Consider the following 17,725-nt stretch of genomic DNA (forward strand, 5'->3'; position numbering starts at 1 on the left):
ATGCATAACCCCTGCGCCGTGATTCCGGTCTACAACCACGAACTCGCCGTACCGGCTGTCGTTCAGGAGTTGCTGCACGCCGGCTTGCCCTGCGTGCTGGTCGACGACGCCAGCAGCCCGGCCTGCGCCGCCGTGCTTGAATCCCTTGCCCAGCAGGCCAATGTTTTTCTGGTGAAGCTGCCGGTCAATCAGGGCAAGGGCGGCGCGGTCATGGCCGGCCTGCGCGAGGCGTCGAAATTGGGTTTCAGCCATGCCCTGCAAGTCGACGCCGACGGCCAGCACGATCTGAACGACATCGCGGTGTTTCTCGATCATTCCCGCGAGCACCCGACGTCGCTGATCTGCGGTTATCCGCAGTACGACGCCAGCGTGCCAAAAGGCCGCTTGTATGCTCGCTACCTGACCCACGTCTGGGTCTGGATCAACAGCCTGTCACTGCAGATTCCCGATTCCATGTGCGGCTTTCGGGTTTACCCGCTCAAGCCGGTGCTGCACCTGATCGACACCGTGAATCTGGGCAAGCGCATGGACTTCGACCCGGAAATCCTCGTGCGCCTTTCGTGGCGCAATCAGCCGATGCGCTGGCTGCCGACCAAGGTTCACTACCCCCAGGACGGCCTCTCGCATTTTCGGCTGTTTCACGACAACGCCCTCATCTCGAAGATGCACGCCAAGCTGTTCTTCGGCATGCTCGGGCGCTTTCCGCTGATCCTCTGGCGGCGGTGGTTGCCATGAGTGACGCCGATCAAAAGCAGCACTGGGCGGCGCACGAAGAACGCGGCAGTTTCCTGCTGATGAAGCTCACGGCCTGGGGCGTCAAAGTCCTGGGGCGTCGGGTGCTCAGCCCGATCCTGCACGGCGTCGTGCTGTACTTTTTCCTGTTCGGCCGCCGCGCTCGCCGCAGCGCCTGGCAGTACCAACGGCACTTGGCCGACTGGACCCAGCAACCGGAGCTGCGACCCACGCACTGGCGCGTGTTCGGGCAGTTCATGGCCTTCGCCGACGCCCTGCTCGACAAGCTGGACGTGTGGAACGGCAAGCTCGGTCTGGAGCAGATTGAAGTCATCGACGACGCGCACTTGCGCGATCAGTTGCGCGGCGAGCGCGGGCAGATGCTGGTCGGCGCGCACCTGGGCAACCTTGAAGTCTGTCGGGCGCTGGCCGAACTGGGCGAAAAAGTCACCATGAACGTGCTGGTGCACACCAAGCATGCCGAGCGTTTCAACCGCCTGCTGGGCGAGGCCGGCGCGACTAATCTGCGGCTGATTCAGGTCAGCGAACTGGACCCGGCGATCATGCTGCAGCTGAGTCAGCGCCTGGATCGCGGTGAATGGCTGGCCATCGCCGGTGACCGGGTTGCGCTGCACGGCGGGCGCAACGCACGGGTCGATTTTCTCGGCCATCAGGCGGCGTTCCCCCAGGGCCCGTGGCTGCTGGCCGGGTTGCTGAAATGCCCGATCAACCTGATTTTCTGCCTCAAGGGCGCGACCGGCTACCGGGTGATCCTCGAACCGTTCGCCACTGCCATCGAATGGCGGCGCAGCGATCGCCAGCAAGTAATCACCCAATGGACCCAACGCTACGCCGACCGTCTGGCGCACTACTGCGTGCAAGCGCCGCAGCAGTGGTTCAACTTCTACCCGTTCTGGAAATCCGATGACGAACCAAGCACCTGAGCCCATTATTTTCGGCGAAGGCCACCTGCGCATCGAAGACGTACTGGCGCTGTCCAACCGCCAGCGGCCGACGGCGTTGCAGAACGACACTGCCTACCGCCAGCGCATCGCCAAGGGCGCGCAGTTTCTTGATTCGCTGCTGGACAAGGAAGGCGTGATCTACGGCGTGACCACCGGCTACGGCGATTCGTGCGTGGTGGCGGTACCGCTGCAACACGTCGAAGCGCTGCCTCGTCATCTGTACACCTTTCATGGCTGCGGGCTCGGCAAGTTGCTTGATGCCCAGGCCACCCGCGCGGTACTGGCCGCACGTCTGCGCTCACTGTGCCACGGCGTGTCCGGCGTTCGGGTCGAGTTGCTTGAGCGGCTTCAGGCGTTTCTTGACCACGACATCCTGCCGCTGATTCCGGAAGAAGGCTCGGTGGGCGCCAGTGGTGATCTGACGCCGCTCTCGTATGTCGCGGCGACACTGTCCGGCGAGCGCGAGGTGCTGTTCAACGGCGAGCGTCGGCAGTCCGCCGATGTGCATCGTCAACTGGGCTGGGACCCGCTGGTGCTGCGGCCTAAAGAAGCGCTGGCCTTGATGAACGGCACCGCAGTCATGACCGGCCTGGCGTGCCTGGCTTTCGCCCGTGCCGATTATCTGCTGCAACTGGCAACCCGCATTACCGCGATGAACGTCGTGGCGCTGCAAGGTAATCCCGAGCACTTCGACGAGCGTCTGTTTGCTGCAAAACCGCATCTGGGGCAGATGCAAGTGGCCGCCTGGCTGCGCAAGGATCTGGCCATCGACGCGCCGACCGCCCCGCTGCATCGCCTGCAAGACCGCTACTCCCTGCGCTGTGCTCCCCATGTGCTCGGCGTGCTGGCGGACAGCCTGAACTGGCTGCGCAGCTTCATCGAGATCGAGCTGAACAGCGCCAATGACAACCCGATCATCGACGCCGAAGCCGAACGCGTGCTCCACGGCGGCCACTTCTATGGCGGCCACATCGCCTTCGCCATGGACAGCCTGAAGAATCTCGTTGCCAACGTCGCCGACCTGCTGGACCGCCAGCTCGCGTTGCTGGTGGACGAGCGTTACAACCACGGCCTGCCGAGCAACCTGTCCGGCGCCCCGGCGGACCGCGCGATGATCAACCATGGCTTCAAGGCCGTGCAGATCGGCACCAGCGCCTGGACCGCCGAAGCGCTGAAAAACACCATGCCGGCCAGCGTGTTTTCCCGCTCCACCGAATGCCATAACCAGGACAAGGTGAGCATGGGCACCATCGCCGCCCGCGACGCCATTCGCGTGCTGGAGCTGACCGAGCAGGTCGCTGCCGCCACGCTAATCGCCGCCAATCAGGGCGTCTGGTTGCGCAGCCGCGACCCTGATGCACGCCCGCTGCCGCCTGCTCTCGCAGCGATGCACGAACAACTGCGCGAGGACTTCCCGCCGGTGATCGAAGACCGCGCGCTGGAAGGCGAACTACGGCTGTGCCTGAAGCGCATCGCCGAACAACATTGGAGGCTGCATGCGTAGTAAAGGCGTGATCCACAAAGACACCGAAATCCTGGTGCCGTTTTTCGACGTCGACACCATGCACGTCGTCTGGCACGGGCACTACGTGAAGTATCTGGAAGTGGCGCGCTGCGCGCTCCTCGACAAGCTCGGCCACAACTACACGCACATGCTCGATTCGGGTTACGCCTGGCCGGTGATCGATCTGCAACTGCGCTATGTGCGCGGCGCGGTGTTCGGTCAGCGCATCAACGTGCGCGCCAGTCTCGTGGAGTGGGAGAACCGCTTGAAGATCGATTATCTGATCACCGACACCGCGACCGGCGAGCGCCTGACCCGCGCCAGCACCGTGCAAGTGGCCGTCGACGTTAACACCCGCGAAATGCAACTGGCCTGCCCCATGGTGTTTGTGGAAGCGGTCGAGAGGGCTTTGAAATGAGTGCCTTTAAAGGCCTCCTCAGCTTGATGCTGCTCACGCTGACCTCGCTGGCCCACGCCTTCGATCTGCAGCAACTGAGCGATCAACTGGCCAAACCTGCCGTCATTCATGGCGCCTTCGTGCAGGAAAAACACCTGCGCGCCCTGCCCCAGCCGCTGACCAGCAAGGGCGACTTCGTACTGGCGAAAGATTCAGGTCTGCTGTGGCTGCTCGATACGCCGCTCAAACAGGATTACCGCATCACCGCCGCCGGCATCGCCCGCCGCGATGCCGATGGCAGCTGGCAGATGCTGCCGGGCAAAAGCGCAGGCGCCGAGCAGAACCGGCTGTTTCTCGCCGTTTTACAAGGTGATAGCAGCGGCCTGCAGCGTGATTTCGACGTGCAGTTGAGCGGCGACGCCCAGGCCTGGCAACTGACCCTGGTGCCGCGCTCGATGTTGCTGAAACAGGTGTTCAACCAGATCAACATCAATGGCGGCGCACTGGTGCAACGTATCGAGCTGCTTGAAACCCAGGGCGACAGCACGCTGCTGAAGATGATCGACAGCTCCAGCGCCCAATCGCTGAGCGATTCGGAGCGCGCTGATTTTGCCGATTGAACGCCTGCTCCCGCGCCTGTTCCTGATTGCTTTGCTGGCCGTGCTCGCACTTGCCGGCTGGCAATGGCGTCATGGCGCGCCGCTGTCGGCCAACCTCATGGAGCTGGTGCCCGGCAGCACGCCGGACGCCCTGGAGCTGCGCGCCGAACAGCGCATTCAGGAGCCGATGAACCGCGAGATGCTGGTGCTGGTGGGTCACGCCGATGCCGAAAAGGCCGTCGAGCTGGCGCGGCAACTGAGCGAGAAATGGCAGGCCAGCGGGCTCTTCGAAAAGGTCCAGTGGAACGTTCAGGCCGATCTTCCGGCGCTGCGTGAACAACTGCTGCGCGGTCGTCTGGCGATGCTGCCGCCCAAGGACCGCTCCGAGCTCATCGAGCATCCCGAAGCTTTTATTCAACAGCGCGTGCAAAGCCTGTTCGATCCGTTTGGCGGTTTCAGTCTGGTGCCCAGCCAGGAAGACTGGCTCGGGCTGACAGGGCGCATTCAGAACGGGCAGCCGATGCACGGCTCGGTGCAACTGGACATCGGCAGCGGCGCGCTGATCGCCAAGGCCGATGGCAAAAGCTGGGTCCTGCTCCGCGCCCGAACCCGCGCCGACGCCTTCGACATGCGCCTGCCGCTGCATGTCTCCGCGCTGATGGACGAAGCGCGCCAACAGGCCAGCGCCAGCGATGCACAATTGCTGGCGGCCAGCGGACTCTTGTACGCCGCCCACGGCCAGCAACAGGCCACCCGGGAAATCACCTGGGTCGGCGGCGGCGCCACGCTGGGCATCCTGTTGTTGTTGCTGCTGGCGTTCAAACGCTGGCGTGTGTTGCTGGCGTTCATTCCGGTGATGGTCGGCATGCTGTTCGGCGCCACGGCCTGCGTCGCGCTGTTCGGCAAGATGCACGTCATGACGCTGGTGCTGGGCTCAAGCCTGATCGGCGTGGCGGTGGACTATCCGCTTCACTACCTCTCCAAAAGCTGGAGCCTGAAACCCTGGCGCAGCTGGCCGGCGTTGCGTCTGACGCTGTCGGGCCTGAGCCTGAGCCTGGCGACCAGTTGCATCGGCTATCTGGCCCTGGCCTGGACGCCTTTCCCGGCCCTGACCCAGATCGCCGTGTTCTCGGCAGCCGGTCTGGTCGGCGCTTATCTGACGGCGGTGTGCCTGCTCCCGGCGCTGCTCAACGGTGTCGAATTGCGGCCTGCGCAATGGCCGCTGAAGATCGCTGAAGCCTTGATGAACGCACGCGCCCGATTGCTCACCCGCGTGGGCACGCCAGTGCTGCTGGGGGCGTTGCTCATTTTTTGCGCAGCCGGCCTGCTGCAATTGACCACCAAGAACGACATCCGCCAATGGATCGCCGCGCCGCAGAGCCTTACCGACGAGGCGAGATCCGTGGCGCGCATCACCGGTTATCAACCCACCAGCCAATTCTTCCTAGTGCGCGGCGCCGATCAGCAACAATTACTGGAACGTCAGACCGCGCTGAGCCAGCGACTCGATCAACTGGCCACCCAGGGCAAACTGCAGGGTTATCTGTCCCTCAACCAATTGGTGGCGACGCCCGCCGAACAACAAGCTGCGCGCACCGCCCTCGACACGCTGCCTGCGCACTGGCAGCCGTTGCTCGCACTGGGTGTGCCGCCGGAAGTGCTCAATAACGAACTGGCAAACCTGCGCGCCCTTCCCGTTCAAGGCATCGACGATGTACTGGCCGGGCCTTTGGGCGAACCCTGGCGTCTGCTATGGCTGGGCAGCAACGATCAAGGCGTGGCCGGAATCGTCAGCCTGCAAGGCCTGAACGATGCAGCGTTGCTGCGGGTGCAGGCGCAGGATCTTCCGGGGGTGCAGTTGGTGGACCGTCTGGGCGATCTGAACAAGGTGTTCGCCGCCACCCAGATCAGCGCCGCGGAACTCAAGCTGGCGTCCTGCGTGCTGATCGTTCTGCTGCTGATTTTGCCATTCGGTCTGCGCGGGGCACTGAGGGTGATCGCCCTGCCACTGCTCGCGGCCGTGTGCAGTCTGGCGAGCCTCGGCTGGCTGGGTCAGCCGCTGACGCTGTTCAGCCTGTTCGGTCTGCTGCTGGTCACTGCGATCAGCGTCGATTACGCGATCCTCATGCGCGAGCAGATTGGCGGCGCGGCCGTGAGCCTGCTGGGCACGCTGTTGGCGGCAGCGACCACGTGGCTGTCGTTCGGTCTGCTGGCGATCTCCAGCACCCCGGCAGTGAGCAATTTCGGGCTGTCGGTGAGCCTCGGTCTGGCCTTCAGCTTCATTCTGGCGCCTTGGGCAGGGCGTCAGCATGAGAATGCGGCGCGTCAGGATGAGAGCGCCGCGAACAACCAGCACGAGAAACGCTCGTGATAATCGTCGCGTTCTGGGCGATGGTGCTCGGGCTGTTTGCGCTGGCCAGCCGGCTCGGCGCCCGACTGAACCTGATCCCCATCGTCAGCCAGCTTCTGCTGGCGACGTTTGCCATCCCGCTGCTGATGCTGTTCTTCGTCGAACCGCAGTGGCAGCTCACCGGCGCGCAACTGGTCGCGCCGGTCTGGCTGAAAACCCTGTACGGCGTGAGTTTCGCGGTCGTGCTCGGGCATATCCTCAGCGATGTGATCGATGTGCGCCTGGACCCGCAGAGCCTGAAAGTCGCGCTGCCCAGCTTCTGCGTCCCGTTTCTCTGTGGCGTCGCCTGTGCCGTGTGGCTTCTACCGGCGTCGAGCTGGCTGAGCAGCCTGGCGTTGGGGTTGGTGTTCGCCATCACTGCCATTCCGGTGCTGTATCTCTATCTCAACCACATCGGCTACCCGCTGCACGCCACGCGACGTCTGGTGCAGACGGCGATCCTGATCGATCTGGCCTGCTGGGGGCTGTTCGGGCTGGCCCAGGGCAGCCTGCACCTGACCAGTCTGATTATCCCGCTGCTGCTCGCCGGCGTGCCGCTGCTGTTACGGCTGCTGCGGGTTCGCCAGCCACAGGTTTACGGGGCTGTTTTCTTTCTGCTGCTGATGGTCGCCGAGCACGACCGCCTCAACGCGCTCATCGTCGGCATCGGCTATCTGCTGTGCATGAACGCGCTCAAGCAACCCTTTGCGCTGCCGCTGAAAGCCGCCTGGTTCAAGGCGCTGCAGCACTACGTGGCGATCCCGCTGATCCTCACGTTCGGCATCGTCCAGATCAATATTCACAGCGCCATCGGCGAACTGGGCTGGCTGACTCTGCTAGGGCTGCTCGTGCTGCCGATCGCCAGCAAACTGCTGGGCAACTGGATCGGCGTGCGCTGGGCGGCGCCGTCGTTTGCAGGTGCCGTGCGCTGGAAAGAAGCCCTGCTGCTTAACATCCGTGGCCTCAGCGAAATCGTCTTTCTCAACCTGCTGTTGCAACAGGGGCTGATCAGCACGTCGCTGTATTTCGCGCTGATGCTCATGAGCCTGATCGCCACCCTGTTGCCTGCCCTCCTGGGCATGAACCGCCCTCTTGATTTGCATGACGTCGATGTCGTCGAACACTCGAAAAGGAAACCTTGTGCCAATAGCTGAAATGGAATGTCGTCAGATCGTCGTGATCGGCGCCGGTCCAGCCGGAGCCATCGCTGCTGCGTTGCTCAAACGTCAGGGCCACGATGTGCTGATCATCGACCGCCAGGAATTCCCGCGCTTCTCCATCGGCGAGAGCCTGCTGTCCCATTGCCTGGATTTCGTCGAAGAAGCGGGCATGCTGGAAGCGGTCAATGCCGCCGGGTTCCAGATGAAAAACGGCGCGGCCTTCGCCTGCGGTGAGCAGTACAGCGCCTTCGACTTCGGCGACACTTTCAGTGACGGTAAGCCCACGACCTTCCAGGTCCAGCGCGCCGACTTCGACAAACTGCTGGCCGACGAAGCCGAGCGCCAGGGCGTTGAAGTTCGCTACCGGGAAACCATCACCGCCGCAGACTTCTCCGGCGATCAGCCGATCCTCGACGTGCAGCGCGAAGACGGTACGGCCTACCGCGTGCAAGCGACGTTCGTGCTCGACGCCAGCGGTTATGGCCGCGTGCTGCCACGCTTGCTGGACTTGGAAGCACCCTCGAACTTCCCTCTGCGTCAGGCGGTGTTCACCCACGTCGAAGACCGCATCGACGACCCACGCTTTGATCGCGAAAAGATTCTGGTGACGGTTCACCCAACCTTGAAGGACGTGTGGTTCTGGTCGATTCCGTTCAGTAACGGTCGTTGTTCGGTCGGCGTCGTGGCGTCTGCCGAGCGTTTCGCGGGCAAGCCCGATGACCTCGACGCCTGCCTGCGCGCGTTCATCGACGAGACCCCGAGCTTGAGCCGCGTGTTGCAAAACGCTGTCTGGGACACCCCGGCGCGCAGCATCGGCGGGTATTCGGCCAACGTCAAAACCCTGCACGGCGAAGGCTTTGCCTTGCTCGGCAACGCGGCGGAATTCCTCGACCCGGTGTTTTCGTCTGGCGTCACCATCGCCATGCGCTCGGCGAGCATGGCGGCCGGTGTTTTGCATCGTCAGCTGCAAGGCGAAAGCGTTGACTGGGAAAGCGAGTTCGCCGCGCCGCTGAAACGCGGTGTGGACACCTTCCGCGCCTACGTCGAAGGCTGGTACGAGGGCAGTTTTCAGGATGTGATTTTCTATCCGGACAGCCGCCCCGACATACGCCGCATGATCAGCTCGATCCTGGCCGGTTACGCGTGGGACGAGCGCAACCCGTTCGTCGCCGAGCCCAAGCGGCGCCTGCGCATGCTCGCCGAAATCTGTGCGAGCCCTCGCCCATGAGCGGCCAGTATTTCAGCGACAGTTACGTTGAAGAAACGCGCCTGGGCTTTCTGTTTCTGCGCAGTCACACGTGGCAGCACCGCGTTTTGCGAGTGGCCATCGACGACCTGCGCAGCCTGTTCAGTGAGCCCCTGCCAGAGAACCCGGTGGTGCTGGACGCCGGCTGCGGGCAGGGCAAGTCGTTTCAGTACCTGCATAGCGCGTTCAATCCGGCGAAGATTTTCGGCATCGACGCCGACCCCCTCAGCCTGCAACTCAGCGCTGAAGAAGCCCAGCGTCGCGGTTTGAACGTTGAGCTGATCGGCAGTGATTGCGCAGCCTTGCCACTGGCGGACGCGAGTGTCGACATGGTCTTCTGCCATCAGACGTTCCATCATCTGGTCGAGCAGGAAAAATCCCTCGCCGAGTTCTATCGGGTGCTCAAGCCCGGCGGTTACCTGCTGTTCGCCGAGTCCACCGAGGCCTACATCGACACGTGGGTGATTCGCTGGCTCTTCCGTCATCCGATGCACGTCCAGAAAAGCGCCGCGCAATACCTGGACATGCTGGGCAATGAAGGTTTTCATTTCACTGCGCACAACGTTTCATACCCCTATCTCTGGTGGAGCCGGGCCAAAGATTTCGGTCTGCTGGAACGTTTGAAACTGGTCAAACCCAAGGCCTTTGGGGAACGTGAAGAGACGCTGATCAATGTCGTCGCACGCAAACCTCTCTCGGCCACCCTAGAAGGTAAAGCCTTATGATTCGCGCCTTTCTGTTGCTCTGCGTCCTGTTGGTGAGTGGCTGCGCCAGCCACGCGCCGCTGCCTGCGCAAACGCCCCACATCAAATTCCCCGTGCAGCTGCACGTGCAGCGCGAACAGGCGGGTCAGCGCCAGGACTGGGTGATGGTGATCCAGAAGGAACGCCACGGCCTGCGGTTCTCGTTGATGGACCCCCTCGGTATTCCGGTGGCGCGCCAGCAGCTTCGCGAAGATCGCTGGAAGGCCGATGGTCTGCTGCCGCCCAATCCTGAAGCGCGCGAGTTGTTCGCGGCCGTGCTGTTTGCCCTGACGTCACTGAAAGAAGTGCGCTTTGAATACCCTGGCGTCGAGCTGCGTCCCTATGGCCGCAGTCTGGATGATCGCTGGATCGTCGATTACGCCTCCGAGGGCTTCTTCAAGATCAGCATGGAAAGCGGCGAACTGAAATACGTCGTCAGCCCGCTCGAAGGCAAGGCGAGTCAATGACGGCATACCTCAATGCCCTGGGGCTGATCTGCGCACTGGGCGACGACCGCCAGAGCGTGGCCCGGACGCTGTTCGCCGGGGACGCCTCATGCATGCGCACGGAAAGCGGCTGGATACCTGATCGCTCGCTGCCCGTGGCCGGCGTGAAAAGCCTGTTGCCGACAATCCCAGCGGCGCTCGGCCAGCAAAGCAGCCGCAACAACCAGCTGTTGCTTGCCGCCGCCCTCCAGATCGAGCCTGACATTCAGCAGGCGATCACCCGCTATGGTCGTGGCCGCATCGGCGTGATTCTGGGCACCAGCACGTCGGGCATCGACGAAGCGAGCCGCGGGATCGCCAGTTACCTGGCCGATCAGACTTTTCCGGACAGCTACGACTATCGCCAGCAGGAACTCAGCGCTCCGGCCAACTTCCTCGCGGCGTGGCTGGACCTCAGCGGCCCGGCCTACGTGATTTCCACCGCCTGCACCTCCAGCGCCCGCGCGCTGCTCAGCGCGCGTCGGCTGCTCGACATGAACCTGTGCGACGCGGTGTTGTGCGGCGGCGTCGACAGCCTGTGCAAGCTGACCATCAACGGCTTCTCGTCCCTTGAAGCGGTATCGAACGAGCGCTGCAACCCGTTCTCGCGCAATCGCAACGGCATCAATATCGGCGAAGCGGCCGTGCTGTTTCTGATGACGCGCGAGCCAGCAGACGACCATCGCATCGCCTTGCTGGGCGCCGGTGCCAGTTCGGATGCCCACCACATTTCCGCTCCCGAACCCACCGGGCGCGGCGCGCAAGAAGCCATGAGCAAGGCGCTGACGAGCGCCAGACTGACCGCCAGCGACATCGCCTACGTGAACCTGCACGGCACCGCGACCCAGCACAACGACGCAATGGAAAGTCTGGCGGTCAGCGCCATATTCCCCCACGGCGTAGCGTGCTCGTCGACCAAACCCATGAGCGGCCACACCCTTGGCGCCGCCGGGGCACTGGAAGCCGCGTTCTGCTGGCTGGCGCTGGCCCCTGAAAATAACGAGGATCAGCTGCCGCCTCATGTGTGGGATGGCGAAGCCGATACAAGCCTGCCCGCGCTGAACTGGGTCAAGGCAAACGACACCCTGCTGCGTGATTCACCACGCCGGATGATGAGCAATTCCTTTGCCTTCGGTGGCAACAACGTCAGCCTGATCATCGGGGAGCACCCATGACCGCTGTACCTTCATGCCCGTGGCCGCCGGCTGATTTACTGCCCCACGCCGGCGACATGGTGCTCATCGACGAAGTGCTGTCCTTCGACGAAGAGCAGATTCACACCCGCGTCATCGTTCGACCCGGCGGGCTGTTCAATCGCCCCGACGGGAGCATGCCGGCCTGGGTCGGCGTCGAGCTGATGGCCCAAAGCGTTGCGGCGTTTGCCGGCTGTCAGGCACGGGTGAAGGGTGACCCGGTCGAGCTGGGTTTCCTGCTGGGCACGCGCAAATTCGAATGCAATGTCGAGCACTTCCCGGTCGGCAGCGAGCTGATCATCCATGCGCGGCGGTCGTTGCAGGATGACAGCGGTATGGGCGTGTTCGAGTGCTCTCTGAGCGGTGCCGGCATTCAGGTCGGCGCCCGACTCAATGTTTATTGCCCGCCGCAATCGGCGAGCTATCTGGCCGAAGGAGCCGTAAATGACTGACTCAATTCTGGTCACAGGCTCAAGCCGCGGTATCGGGCGCGCCATTGCGCTGCGCCTGGCCCAGGCCGGCTACGACATCGTGCTGCACTGCCGCAGTGGCCGCGCTGAAGCCGACGCTGTGCAGCGTGAAGTCGAGGCGCTCGGGCGTCAGGCGCGCGTGCTGCAATTCGACGTCGCCGACCGTGCCGCGTGCAAGGTCATCCTCGAAGCCGACGTCGAAACCCATGGTGCCTATTACGGCGTGGTCTGCAACGCCGGCCTGACCCGTGACGGCGCTTTTCCGGCGCTCACCGATGACGACTGGGACAGGGTCATCCGCACCAATCTCGACGGTTTCTACAACGTGCTGCATCCGGTGATCATGCCGATGATCCGTCGCAGGGCTGCCGGGCGCATCGTCTGCATCACGTCCGTGTCCGGGCTGATCGGCAATCGTGGCCAGGTCAACTACAGCGCATCGAAAGCGGGCGTCATCGGCGCGGCCAAGGCGCTGGCAATAGAACTGGGCAAACGCAAGATCACCGTCAACTGCGTCGCGCCCGGGCTGATCGACACGGCCATGCTCGACGAAAACGTGCCGGTCGATGAACTGATGAAGATGATTCCCGCGCAACGCATGGGCACGCCGGAAGAAGTCGCCGGCGCCGTGAATTTCCTGATGTCGGCGGAAGCTTCCTACATCACGCGCCAGGTGCTGGCCGTCAATGGAGGCCTGTGCTGATGAAACGCGTTGTCGTCACCGGCATGGCCGGTATTACGTCACTGGGCAGCGACTGGGCCAGTATCGAGGCCAATTTCAGCGGCAATCGCAGCGGCATCCGGCGCATGGACGAATGGGATCGCTTCACCGAGCTCAACACCCGTCTGGCCGGCCCGATAGATGATTTCGCGGTGCCGTCGTACTGGACGCGCAAGCAGCTGCGCAGCATGGGCCGGGTGTCGCGATTGGCGGTCGGCGCCGCAGAACAGGCGCTGCGTGACGCCGGCTTGCTGGGCGACCCGATCATTCGCGACGGGCGCATGGGCGTGGCCTGCGGTTCGTCCACCGGCAGCACCGACGAGATCAAGGCGTTCGGCAACATGTTGCTGAATTCCGTCGCCGAAGGCCTCAATGCCAACTCGTACGTGCGCATGATGCCGCACACCACGGCGGCGAATATCAGCATCTTCTTCAACCTCACCGGCCGCCTGATCCCGACCTCCAGCGCCTGCACCAGCGGCAGCCAGGGCGTGGGCTATGCCTATGAAGCGATCAAGTTCGGGCGTCTGCCGTTGATGCTGGCCGGCGGCGCCGAAGAGTTGTGCCCCACCGAAGCCATGGTGTTTGACGCGCTGTACGCGACCAGTCTGAAGAACGATGCGCCGCATACCAGCCCGCGCCCCTACGACAATGGGCGTGACGGCCTGGTGATCGGCGAAGGCGGCGGCATGCTGGTGCTCGAGGAGCTGGAACACGCGCTGGCGCGTGGGGCGAAGATTCACGCCGAGGTGGTCGGCTTCGGCAGCAATGCCGACGGCGTCCACACCACTCGCCCTGAACAAGTGACCATGCGTCGTGCCATGGAACTGGCGCTGGAAGACGCGGGCCTGCCGCCCGAGGCCATCGGTTACGTCAACGGCCACGGCACGGCGACGGAACAGGGCGACATCGCCGAGACGCTTGCCACGCAAAGCCTGTTCGGCTCGCGCATGCCGATCAGTTCGCAGAAGAGCTTTTTGGGACACACCCTCGGCGCCTGCGGTGCGCTGGAATCCTGGTTCAGCATCGAGATGATGAACCGCGACCGCTACATCCACACGCTCAACCTCGACGAGGTCGACAGCCGCTGCGGCGAACTGGACTACCTGCGCGGCGAGCCCCGCCACATGAGTCACGAGTTTGTGATGAACAACAATTTTGCGTTCGGCGGGGTCAACACGTCGCTGATCTTCCGGCGTTGGTCTTGACCCCGTAATTCGTTCAACCCGCCGGCGCAACGGAAGACGCTCCCGGCGGGGCACATCACTGATCTTCTACACCCGTTAACCACCTCAAGGAGCGAAACCATGAAATTGAAAGTCTGGGCAGCAACGGCCGCCGTCGTTTTGAGCACACTGCCGGGCATCAGCCAGGCTCGGGACACGGCCCTGTATCTGCCGTTCGACAAGGTGGTCGCACAGATGACCCAGGAGAAGAAGCTCGACGGCAGCGTCAAGTTCTACCTCGCTGGCGTGCAGCCAAAAGGCAAGGTGTCGGTACTGTCAGCCAATGCGGTGACCAACAAGAAAACCAACGCCTTCAACAAGAGCGACAACGAGGCCTGCGAGTGGGTCTTGCAGTCCGCCATCCTGCAGTTGAACGAGGCCGCAAAAAGCGCAGGCGCCAACGCGGTGGTCAACATCGCCAGCTACTACAAAAAGATCGAACGCAAAGACCCGGCCACCTATGAGTGCCACGCCGGCGCCATCATGGCAGGCGTTGCGTTGAAGGGTGATCTGGCGAAGGTGCAGTAAGTTTTTGCCAGTGAGTTGAGGCGTCTTGCCTCGCTCACTGGCTTGGATGGCTGCGCTATGGGAGGGAGGTTGCGAAATGGTCGTTCAACCGACAAATCATCGGCGAACCCACCTGAGCCTTCGTGAGCAAGCTCACTCCCACATGAGCGCCGTTTGCCGCAGCCCAGTGCGGTGTCAGAACAATGGGGAGTCTGCAGATTTGCATTCGTCACGGGTCACTGGGCGACGCAGGCCGTGTGGGAGCGAGCTTGCTCGCGAAGAGGTCAGTACATTCACCCCATCTTCAGTGGTTGTAATGCCACGTTCGTGAGCAAGCTCACTCCCACAACCCCATCTGCTTTGCTCTGGGTCAGTTACCCCGCCTTGCGCGTCACCAGTTCGACAAACGCCTTGGCCATGGGCGATTTCTGATCCTTGCGCTGCACCAGCCACACTGCAGATGTCGCCTGCTCATCCAGCAGCGTCCGGTAAACCACCCCGTCGATGCGCATGCGTTGGTACGACGCCGGCAGCACCGTCACGCCCAATCCCGCCGCCACCAGACCAATGATGGTCATGGCTTCCCCCGCCTCCTGAGTAAACAATGGGCTGAAGCCCGCCTCCCGCGCCAGATCCAGCAACTGTGCGTAGAGCCCGCTGCCGTAGGTGCGCGGGAAGAACACAAACGGCTCACTGGCCAGTTCCCGCAGATGAATGCCGCGTTCCGAGCCTTCGGCCAGTGGATGGTCCGAGCGCAATATCGCCACCAAGGGTTCGTGCAGCAGCTCCACGGCGACCAGTGAATCCGGCAACGGCAGCGGCCGCATGATGCCCACTTGCATCGACTCGTTCTCGAGCCGCTCGGCGACTTCCCGACTGCTCATTTCGTGAAGTGCCAGGTGCACCGCCGGATAGCGCTGGCGAAACGCGAAGATGGCCTGCGGGATGCTTGAGGTGAACGGCGCGGATGCCGTGAAGCCGATTTTCAGTTCACCCAGCTCTCCCAATTGCGCACGCCGAGCGACGTCCGAGGCCTTCTCGACCTGCGCCAGCACCAGACGGGCTTCATCGAGGAACAACCGGCCCGCCTCGCTCAGTTCGACCCTTCGATTGGTTCGCTCAAACAGACGCGCGCCGAGCTCTTGCTCCAGCGCCTGAATCTGCTGGCTCAACGGTGGTTGAGAGATGCCGAGCGCCTGAGCAGCGCGTCCAAAATGCAGCTCTTCAGCGACAGCGATGAAGTAACGCAGGTGTCGTAATTCCACAGTCATTCCATTAGGTCGTCAAACCTATCAAACAGGTCGAACAATATATTGGAAGCGGTCGTTAGCCGGCTATATTCTTTTGCCACTGCGTCCGCTCTTCCGTCTGAGGTCACCCGTGAATACTGCTGCATCCCCCGCCGCGTCTGCCGAGTTCGCCAAAGCGGCCATCCCTTTGGGCGATTCCTACATCGAGAAGGACACGCCCGCTTTCATCCGCACCGTGCTGGCGCTGTTCTCCGGCGGTTTCGCGACGTTTGCGCTGCTGTACTGCGTGCAGCCGATGATGCCGGTACTGTCGCGGGACTTCTCCATCAATGCCGCCCAGAGCAGCATGATCCTGTCGGTATCCACCGCGATGCTGGCGATCGGATTGCTCATCACCGGCCCTATCTCAGATCGGCTCGGCCGCAAGTCGGTGATGGTGTTCTCGCTGTTCTCGGCCGCCCTTTTCACCATCGCCAGCGCACTGATGCCCACTTGGGAAGGCGTGCTGATCACGCGGGCGTTCGTGGGTTTGTCGCTGAGCGGACTGGCCGCCGTCGCCATGACTTACCTCAGCGAAGAAATCCACCCACAGCACATCGGCCTGGCAATGGGCCTGTACATTGGCGGCAACGCCATCGGTGGCATGAGTGGCCGGGTGATCACCGGGGTCTTGAGCGATTACGTGAGTTGGCACACGGCGCTGTTCATCATGGGCATCATTGCGCTGGGCGCGGCGGGCGTGTTCTGGAAAATCCTGCCGCCGTCGCGTAACTTCCGCGCCCGTCCGCTCAACGGCCGCAGCCTGCTGGAAGGCTTTGTCCTGCAGTTCCGTGACGCCGGGTTGCCGTGGTTGTTTCTCGAAGGCTTCCTGCTGATGGGCGCGTTCGTAACGCTGTTCAACTACATCGGCTACCGCCTGCTGGCCGACCCATACAACCTGAGCCAGGCCGTGGTCGGCCTGTTTTCGGTGGTGTACCTGTCCGGCATCTACAGCTCGGCGAAGATCGGCGCACTGGCCGACCAACTGGGCCGTCGTAACGTCCTGTGGGCCGTGATCGTGCTGATGCTCGTCGGTGTCGCGCTGACCATGTTCACCCCGCTGCTGGTGGTGATCGTCGGCGTGCTGATGTTCACCTTCGGCTTCTTCGGCGCCCACTCCGTCGCCAGCAGCTGGATCGGCCGCCGCGCCGTCAAAGCCAAAGGCCAGGCCTCGTCGCTGTACCTGTTCAGCTACTACGTAGGCTCCAGCGTCGCCGGTACCGGCGGCGGCGTATTCTGGCACTACGCCGGCTGGAACGGCATCGGCGCCTTCATCGGCACCCTGCTGCTGATCGCCCTCGCTGTGGCGCTGAAACTGGCGAAAGTGAAGCCGTTGGCGGTGAATGTGCAGGTTTGATGGATATAGGCGTTTTCACACAAAACGCGGCATCGTTTCACATCCCCCGCATCTACATCGCCTGACAGCAAAGCGTGACTAATTGATTCACGCTCTGCTGCTATGATTAGATCCTTCAAACATAAGGGCCTTAGGGCTTTCTTCCACACTGGAACGACGCAAGGGATTCGCGCGGCTCACGCAAACCGCCTGCGATTTATCTTGGGTGCGCTAGAGATCGCTAAAGGACCCCATGAACTGGGCTTAACAGCACTGAAGCTGCATCCATTGAAAGGCAATCTGACGCAATATTGGTCAGTATCAGTAAGCGGGAACTGGCGAATTATTTTTAGATTTATCGAGAACGATGTCGAGCTTGTCGATTATCTCGATTACCACTGACAGGAGTTCATGCATGAGAATGCACAACCCTCCCCACCCTGGCGAAATGATCCAGGAGATGCTGCCGGAGATGAACATCAAAATTGCCGAAATGGCACGGCGGCTCCATTTTTCACGTGAAATGTTGTCTCGGGTCATCAATTGCCGTGCTCCGGTTAGCCCAGATCTGGCGGTACGACTGGAACGTGCAGGTTTAAGCACTGCTCGCTTTTGGCTAGCTGTACAGATGAGCCACGACCTCTGGCAGGCCGAGCATCGGGAGCAGCCGCCCATAACGCCGTTGTATATCGCCCCGACGATTACCGCAGCCTGACCCCACATAAAAACGCCCGGCAATTGCCGGGCGTTTTCATAGCTGCAA

The 17,725-nt window shown here is 62.5% G+C and carries 19 protein-coding genes; 18 read left to right on the forward strand and 1 reads right to left on the reverse strand.

Translation table 11 applies throughout. The annotated features are described in order from the left end of the window. From ABEH28_RS05970 to ABEH28_RS06040, 15 genes are all read left to right on the forward strand, one after another. Window positions 1-735, forward strand: a complete 735-nt coding sequence (locus tag ABEH28_RS05970) for a glycosyltransferase family 2 protein (RefSeq protein ID WP_192171187.1) — start codon at window positions 1-3, stop codon at window positions 733-735. Beyond that, on the forward strand, window positions 732-1,676 hold the full coding sequence (locus ABEH28_RS05975) for a glycosyl transferase (RefSeq protein WP_346629386.1): 945 nt from the start codon (window positions 732-734) through the stop codon (window positions 1,674-1,676). Before ABEH28_RS05970 ends, ABEH28_RS05975 begins: the two co-directional genes overlap by 4 nt. Further along, window positions 1,657-3,201: an aromatic amino acid ammonia-lyase gene (locus ABEH28_RS05980; RefSeq protein ID WP_346629387.1), complete on the forward strand. Its 1,545-nt coding sequence runs from the start codon at window positions 1,657-1,659 to the stop codon at window positions 3,199-3,201. Before ABEH28_RS05975 ends, ABEH28_RS05980 begins: the two co-directional genes overlap by 20 nt. Further along, a complete protein-coding gene (locus tag ABEH28_RS05985; RefSeq protein ID WP_346626900.1) occupies window positions 3,194-3,619 on the forward strand; it encodes an acyl-CoA thioesterase in 426 nt (141 codons plus the stop codon). The genes ABEH28_RS05980 and ABEH28_RS05985 overlap by 8 nt, the downstream gene beginning before the upstream one ends. Beyond that, complete coding sequence (locus tag ABEH28_RS05990) at window positions 3,616-4,218, forward strand: outer membrane lipoprotein carrier protein LolA (RefSeq protein WP_346629388.1); 603 nt, start codon at window positions 3,616-3,618, stop codon at window positions 4,216-4,218. Before ABEH28_RS05985 ends, ABEH28_RS05990 begins: the two co-directional genes overlap by 4 nt. Continuing rightward, complete coding sequence (locus ABEH28_RS05995; protein WP_346629389.1) at window positions 4,208-6,568, forward strand: hypothetical protein; 2,361 nt, start codon at window positions 4,208-4,210, stop codon at window positions 6,566-6,568. The genes ABEH28_RS05990 and ABEH28_RS05995 overlap by 11 nt, the downstream gene beginning before the upstream one ends. Beyond that, window positions 6,565-7,740, forward strand: a complete 1,176-nt coding sequence (locus ABEH28_RS06000) for a sodium:proton antiporter (protein ID WP_346629390.1) — start codon at window positions 6,565-6,567, stop codon at window positions 7,738-7,740. The genes ABEH28_RS05995 and ABEH28_RS06000 overlap by 4 nt, the downstream gene beginning before the upstream one ends. Further along, on the forward strand, window positions 7,727-8,974 hold the full coding sequence (locus tag ABEH28_RS06005) for an NAD(P)/FAD-dependent oxidoreductase (RefSeq protein ID WP_346629391.1): 1,248 nt from the start codon (window positions 7,727-7,729) through the stop codon (window positions 8,972-8,974). Before ABEH28_RS06000 ends, ABEH28_RS06005 begins: the two co-directional genes overlap by 14 nt. After that, window positions 8,971-9,717, forward strand: a complete 747-nt coding sequence (locus ABEH28_RS06010) for a class I SAM-dependent methyltransferase (RefSeq protein WP_192171195.1) — start codon at window positions 8,971-8,973, stop codon at window positions 9,715-9,717. The genes ABEH28_RS06005 and ABEH28_RS06010 overlap by 4 nt, the downstream gene beginning before the upstream one ends. After that, window positions 9,714-10,202 (forward strand): hypothetical protein, encoded by a 489-nt coding sequence (locus tag ABEH28_RS06015; RefSeq protein WP_192171196.1) that lies wholly within the window; start codon window positions 9,714-9,716, stop codon window positions 10,200-10,202. The genes ABEH28_RS06010 and ABEH28_RS06015 overlap by 4 nt, the downstream gene beginning before the upstream one ends. Further along, complete coding sequence (locus tag ABEH28_RS06020; RefSeq protein WP_346629392.1) at window positions 10,199-11,395, forward strand: beta-ketoacyl-[acyl-carrier-protein] synthase family protein; 1,197 nt, start codon at window positions 10,199-10,201, stop codon at window positions 11,393-11,395. Before ABEH28_RS06015 ends, ABEH28_RS06020 begins: the two co-directional genes overlap by 4 nt. Then, window positions 11,392-11,865, forward strand: a complete 474-nt coding sequence (locus ABEH28_RS06025; RefSeq protein WP_346629393.1) for a hotdog family protein — start codon at window positions 11,392-11,394, stop codon at window positions 11,863-11,865. The genes ABEH28_RS06020 and ABEH28_RS06025 overlap by 4 nt, the downstream gene beginning before the upstream one ends. Further along, a complete protein-coding gene (fabG, locus tag ABEH28_RS06030) occupies window positions 11,858-12,586 on the forward strand; it encodes a 3-oxoacyl-ACP reductase FabG (protein WP_346629394.1) in 729 nt (242 codons plus the stop codon). The genes ABEH28_RS06025 and fabG overlap by 8 nt, the downstream gene beginning before the upstream one ends. Next, window positions 12,586-13,812, forward strand: coding sequence for a beta-ketoacyl-ACP synthase (locus ABEH28_RS06035; RefSeq protein WP_282368744.1), 1,227 nt, complete (start codon window positions 12,586-12,588; stop codon window positions 13,810-13,812). The genes fabG and ABEH28_RS06035 overlap by 1 nt, the downstream gene beginning before the upstream one ends. Before the next feature lie 99 nt (window positions 13,813-13,911). Beyond that, window positions 13,912-14,358 (forward strand): excinuclease, encoded by a 447-nt coding sequence (locus tag ABEH28_RS06040; protein WP_346626909.1) that lies wholly within the window; start codon window positions 13,912-13,914, stop codon window positions 14,356-14,358. A 353-nt stretch (window positions 14,359-14,711) separates the two neighbouring features. On the opposite strand, the gene ABEH28_RS06045 is transcribed toward ABEH28_RS06040, so the two are convergent. Then, window positions 14,712-15,602 (reverse strand): LysR substrate-binding domain-containing protein, encoded by an 891-nt coding sequence (locus ABEH28_RS06045; RefSeq protein WP_346629395.1) that lies wholly within the window; start codon window positions 15,600-15,602, stop codon window positions 14,712-14,714. A gap of 166 nt (window positions 15,603-15,768) precedes the next feature. Between ABEH28_RS06045 and ABEH28_RS06050 the strand changes: the two genes are divergently transcribed. The 3 genes from ABEH28_RS06050 (at window position 15,769) to ABEH28_RS06060 (ending at window position 17,677) form a co-directional block, all read left to right on the forward strand. After that, window positions 15,769-16,983 (forward strand): MFS transporter, encoded by a 1,215-nt coding sequence (locus ABEH28_RS06050; RefSeq protein WP_346629541.1) that lies wholly within the window; start codon window positions 15,769-15,771, stop codon window positions 16,981-16,983. 102 nt (window positions 16,984-17,085) lie between these two features. Continuing rightward, the gene (locus ABEH28_RS06055; RefSeq protein WP_282368751.1) at window positions 17,086-17,364 is read left to right on the forward strand and encodes a type II toxin-antitoxin system RelE/ParE family toxin; all 279 of its coding nucleotides are present in this window, start codon (window positions 17,086-17,088) and stop codon (window positions 17,362-17,364) included. A gap of 13 nt (window positions 17,365-17,377) precedes the next feature. After that, window positions 17,378-17,677, forward strand: a complete 300-nt coding sequence (locus ABEH28_RS06060) for a HigA family addiction module antitoxin (RefSeq protein WP_282368753.1) — start codon at window positions 17,378-17,380, stop codon at window positions 17,675-17,677. Window positions 17,678-17,725 lie beyond the last annotated feature (48 nt).

The organism is Pseudomonas sp. Ps21-P2 (assembly GCF_039672565.1).
Lineage (GTDB): Bacteria > Pseudomonadota > Gammaproteobacteria > Pseudomonadales > Pseudomonadaceae > Aquipseudomonas.

Excerpts from the sequence above, each read along its gene's own strand:
- ABEH28_RS05990 (WP_346629388.1), top strand. The coding sequence starts at position 3,616 with ATGAGTGCCTTTAAAGGCCTCCTCAGCTTGATGCTGCTCACGCTGACC.
- ABEH28_RS06020 (WP_346629392.1), top strand. The coding sequence starts at position 10,199 with ATGACGGCATACCTCAATGCCCTGGGGCTGATCTGCGCACTGGGCGAC.
- fabG (WP_346629394.1), top strand. The coding sequence starts at position 11,858 with ATGACTGACTCAATTCTGGTCACAGGCTCAAGCCGCGGTATCGGGCGC.
- ABEH28_RS06055 (WP_282368751.1), top strand. The coding sequence starts at position 17,086 with ATGATTAGATCCTTCAAACATAAGGGCCTTAGGGCTTTCTTCCACACT.
- ABEH28_RS06060 (WP_282368753.1), top strand. The coding sequence starts at position 17,378 with ATGAGAATGCACAACCCTCCCCACCCTGGCGAAATGATCCAGGAGATG.
- ABEH28_RS05970 (WP_192171187.1), top strand. The coding sequence starts at position 1 with ATGCATAACCCCTGCGCCGTGATTCCGGTCTACAACCACGAACTCGCC.
- ABEH28_RS06035 (WP_282368744.1), top strand. The coding sequence starts at position 12,586 with ATGAAACGCGTTGTCGTCACCGGCATGGCCGGTATTACGTCACTGGGC.
- ABEH28_RS05980 (WP_346629387.1), top strand. The coding sequence starts at position 1,657 with ATGACGAACCAAGCACCTGAGCCCATTATTTTCGGCGAAGGCCACCTG.
- ABEH28_RS05975 (WP_346629386.1), top strand. The coding sequence starts at position 732 with ATGAGTGACGCCGATCAAAAGCAGCACTGGGCGGCGCACGAAGAACGC.
- ABEH28_RS05985 (WP_346626900.1), top strand. The coding sequence starts at position 3,194 with ATGCGTAGTAAAGGCGTGATCCACAAAGACACCGAAATCCTGGTGCCG.
- ABEH28_RS06025 (WP_346629393.1), top strand. The coding sequence starts at position 11,392 with ATGACCGCTGTACCTTCATGCCCGTGGCCGCCGGCTGATTTACTGCCC.
- ABEH28_RS06015 (WP_192171196.1), top strand. The coding sequence starts at position 9,714 with ATGATTCGCGCCTTTCTGTTGCTCTGCGTCCTGTTGGTGAGTGGCTGC.
- ABEH28_RS06040 (WP_346626909.1), top strand. The coding sequence starts at position 13,912 with ATGAAATTGAAAGTCTGGGCAGCAACGGCCGCCGTCGTTTTGAGCACA.
- ABEH28_RS06010 (WP_192171195.1), top strand. The coding sequence starts at position 8,971 with ATGAGCGGCCAGTATTTCAGCGACAGTTACGTTGAAGAAACGCGCCTG.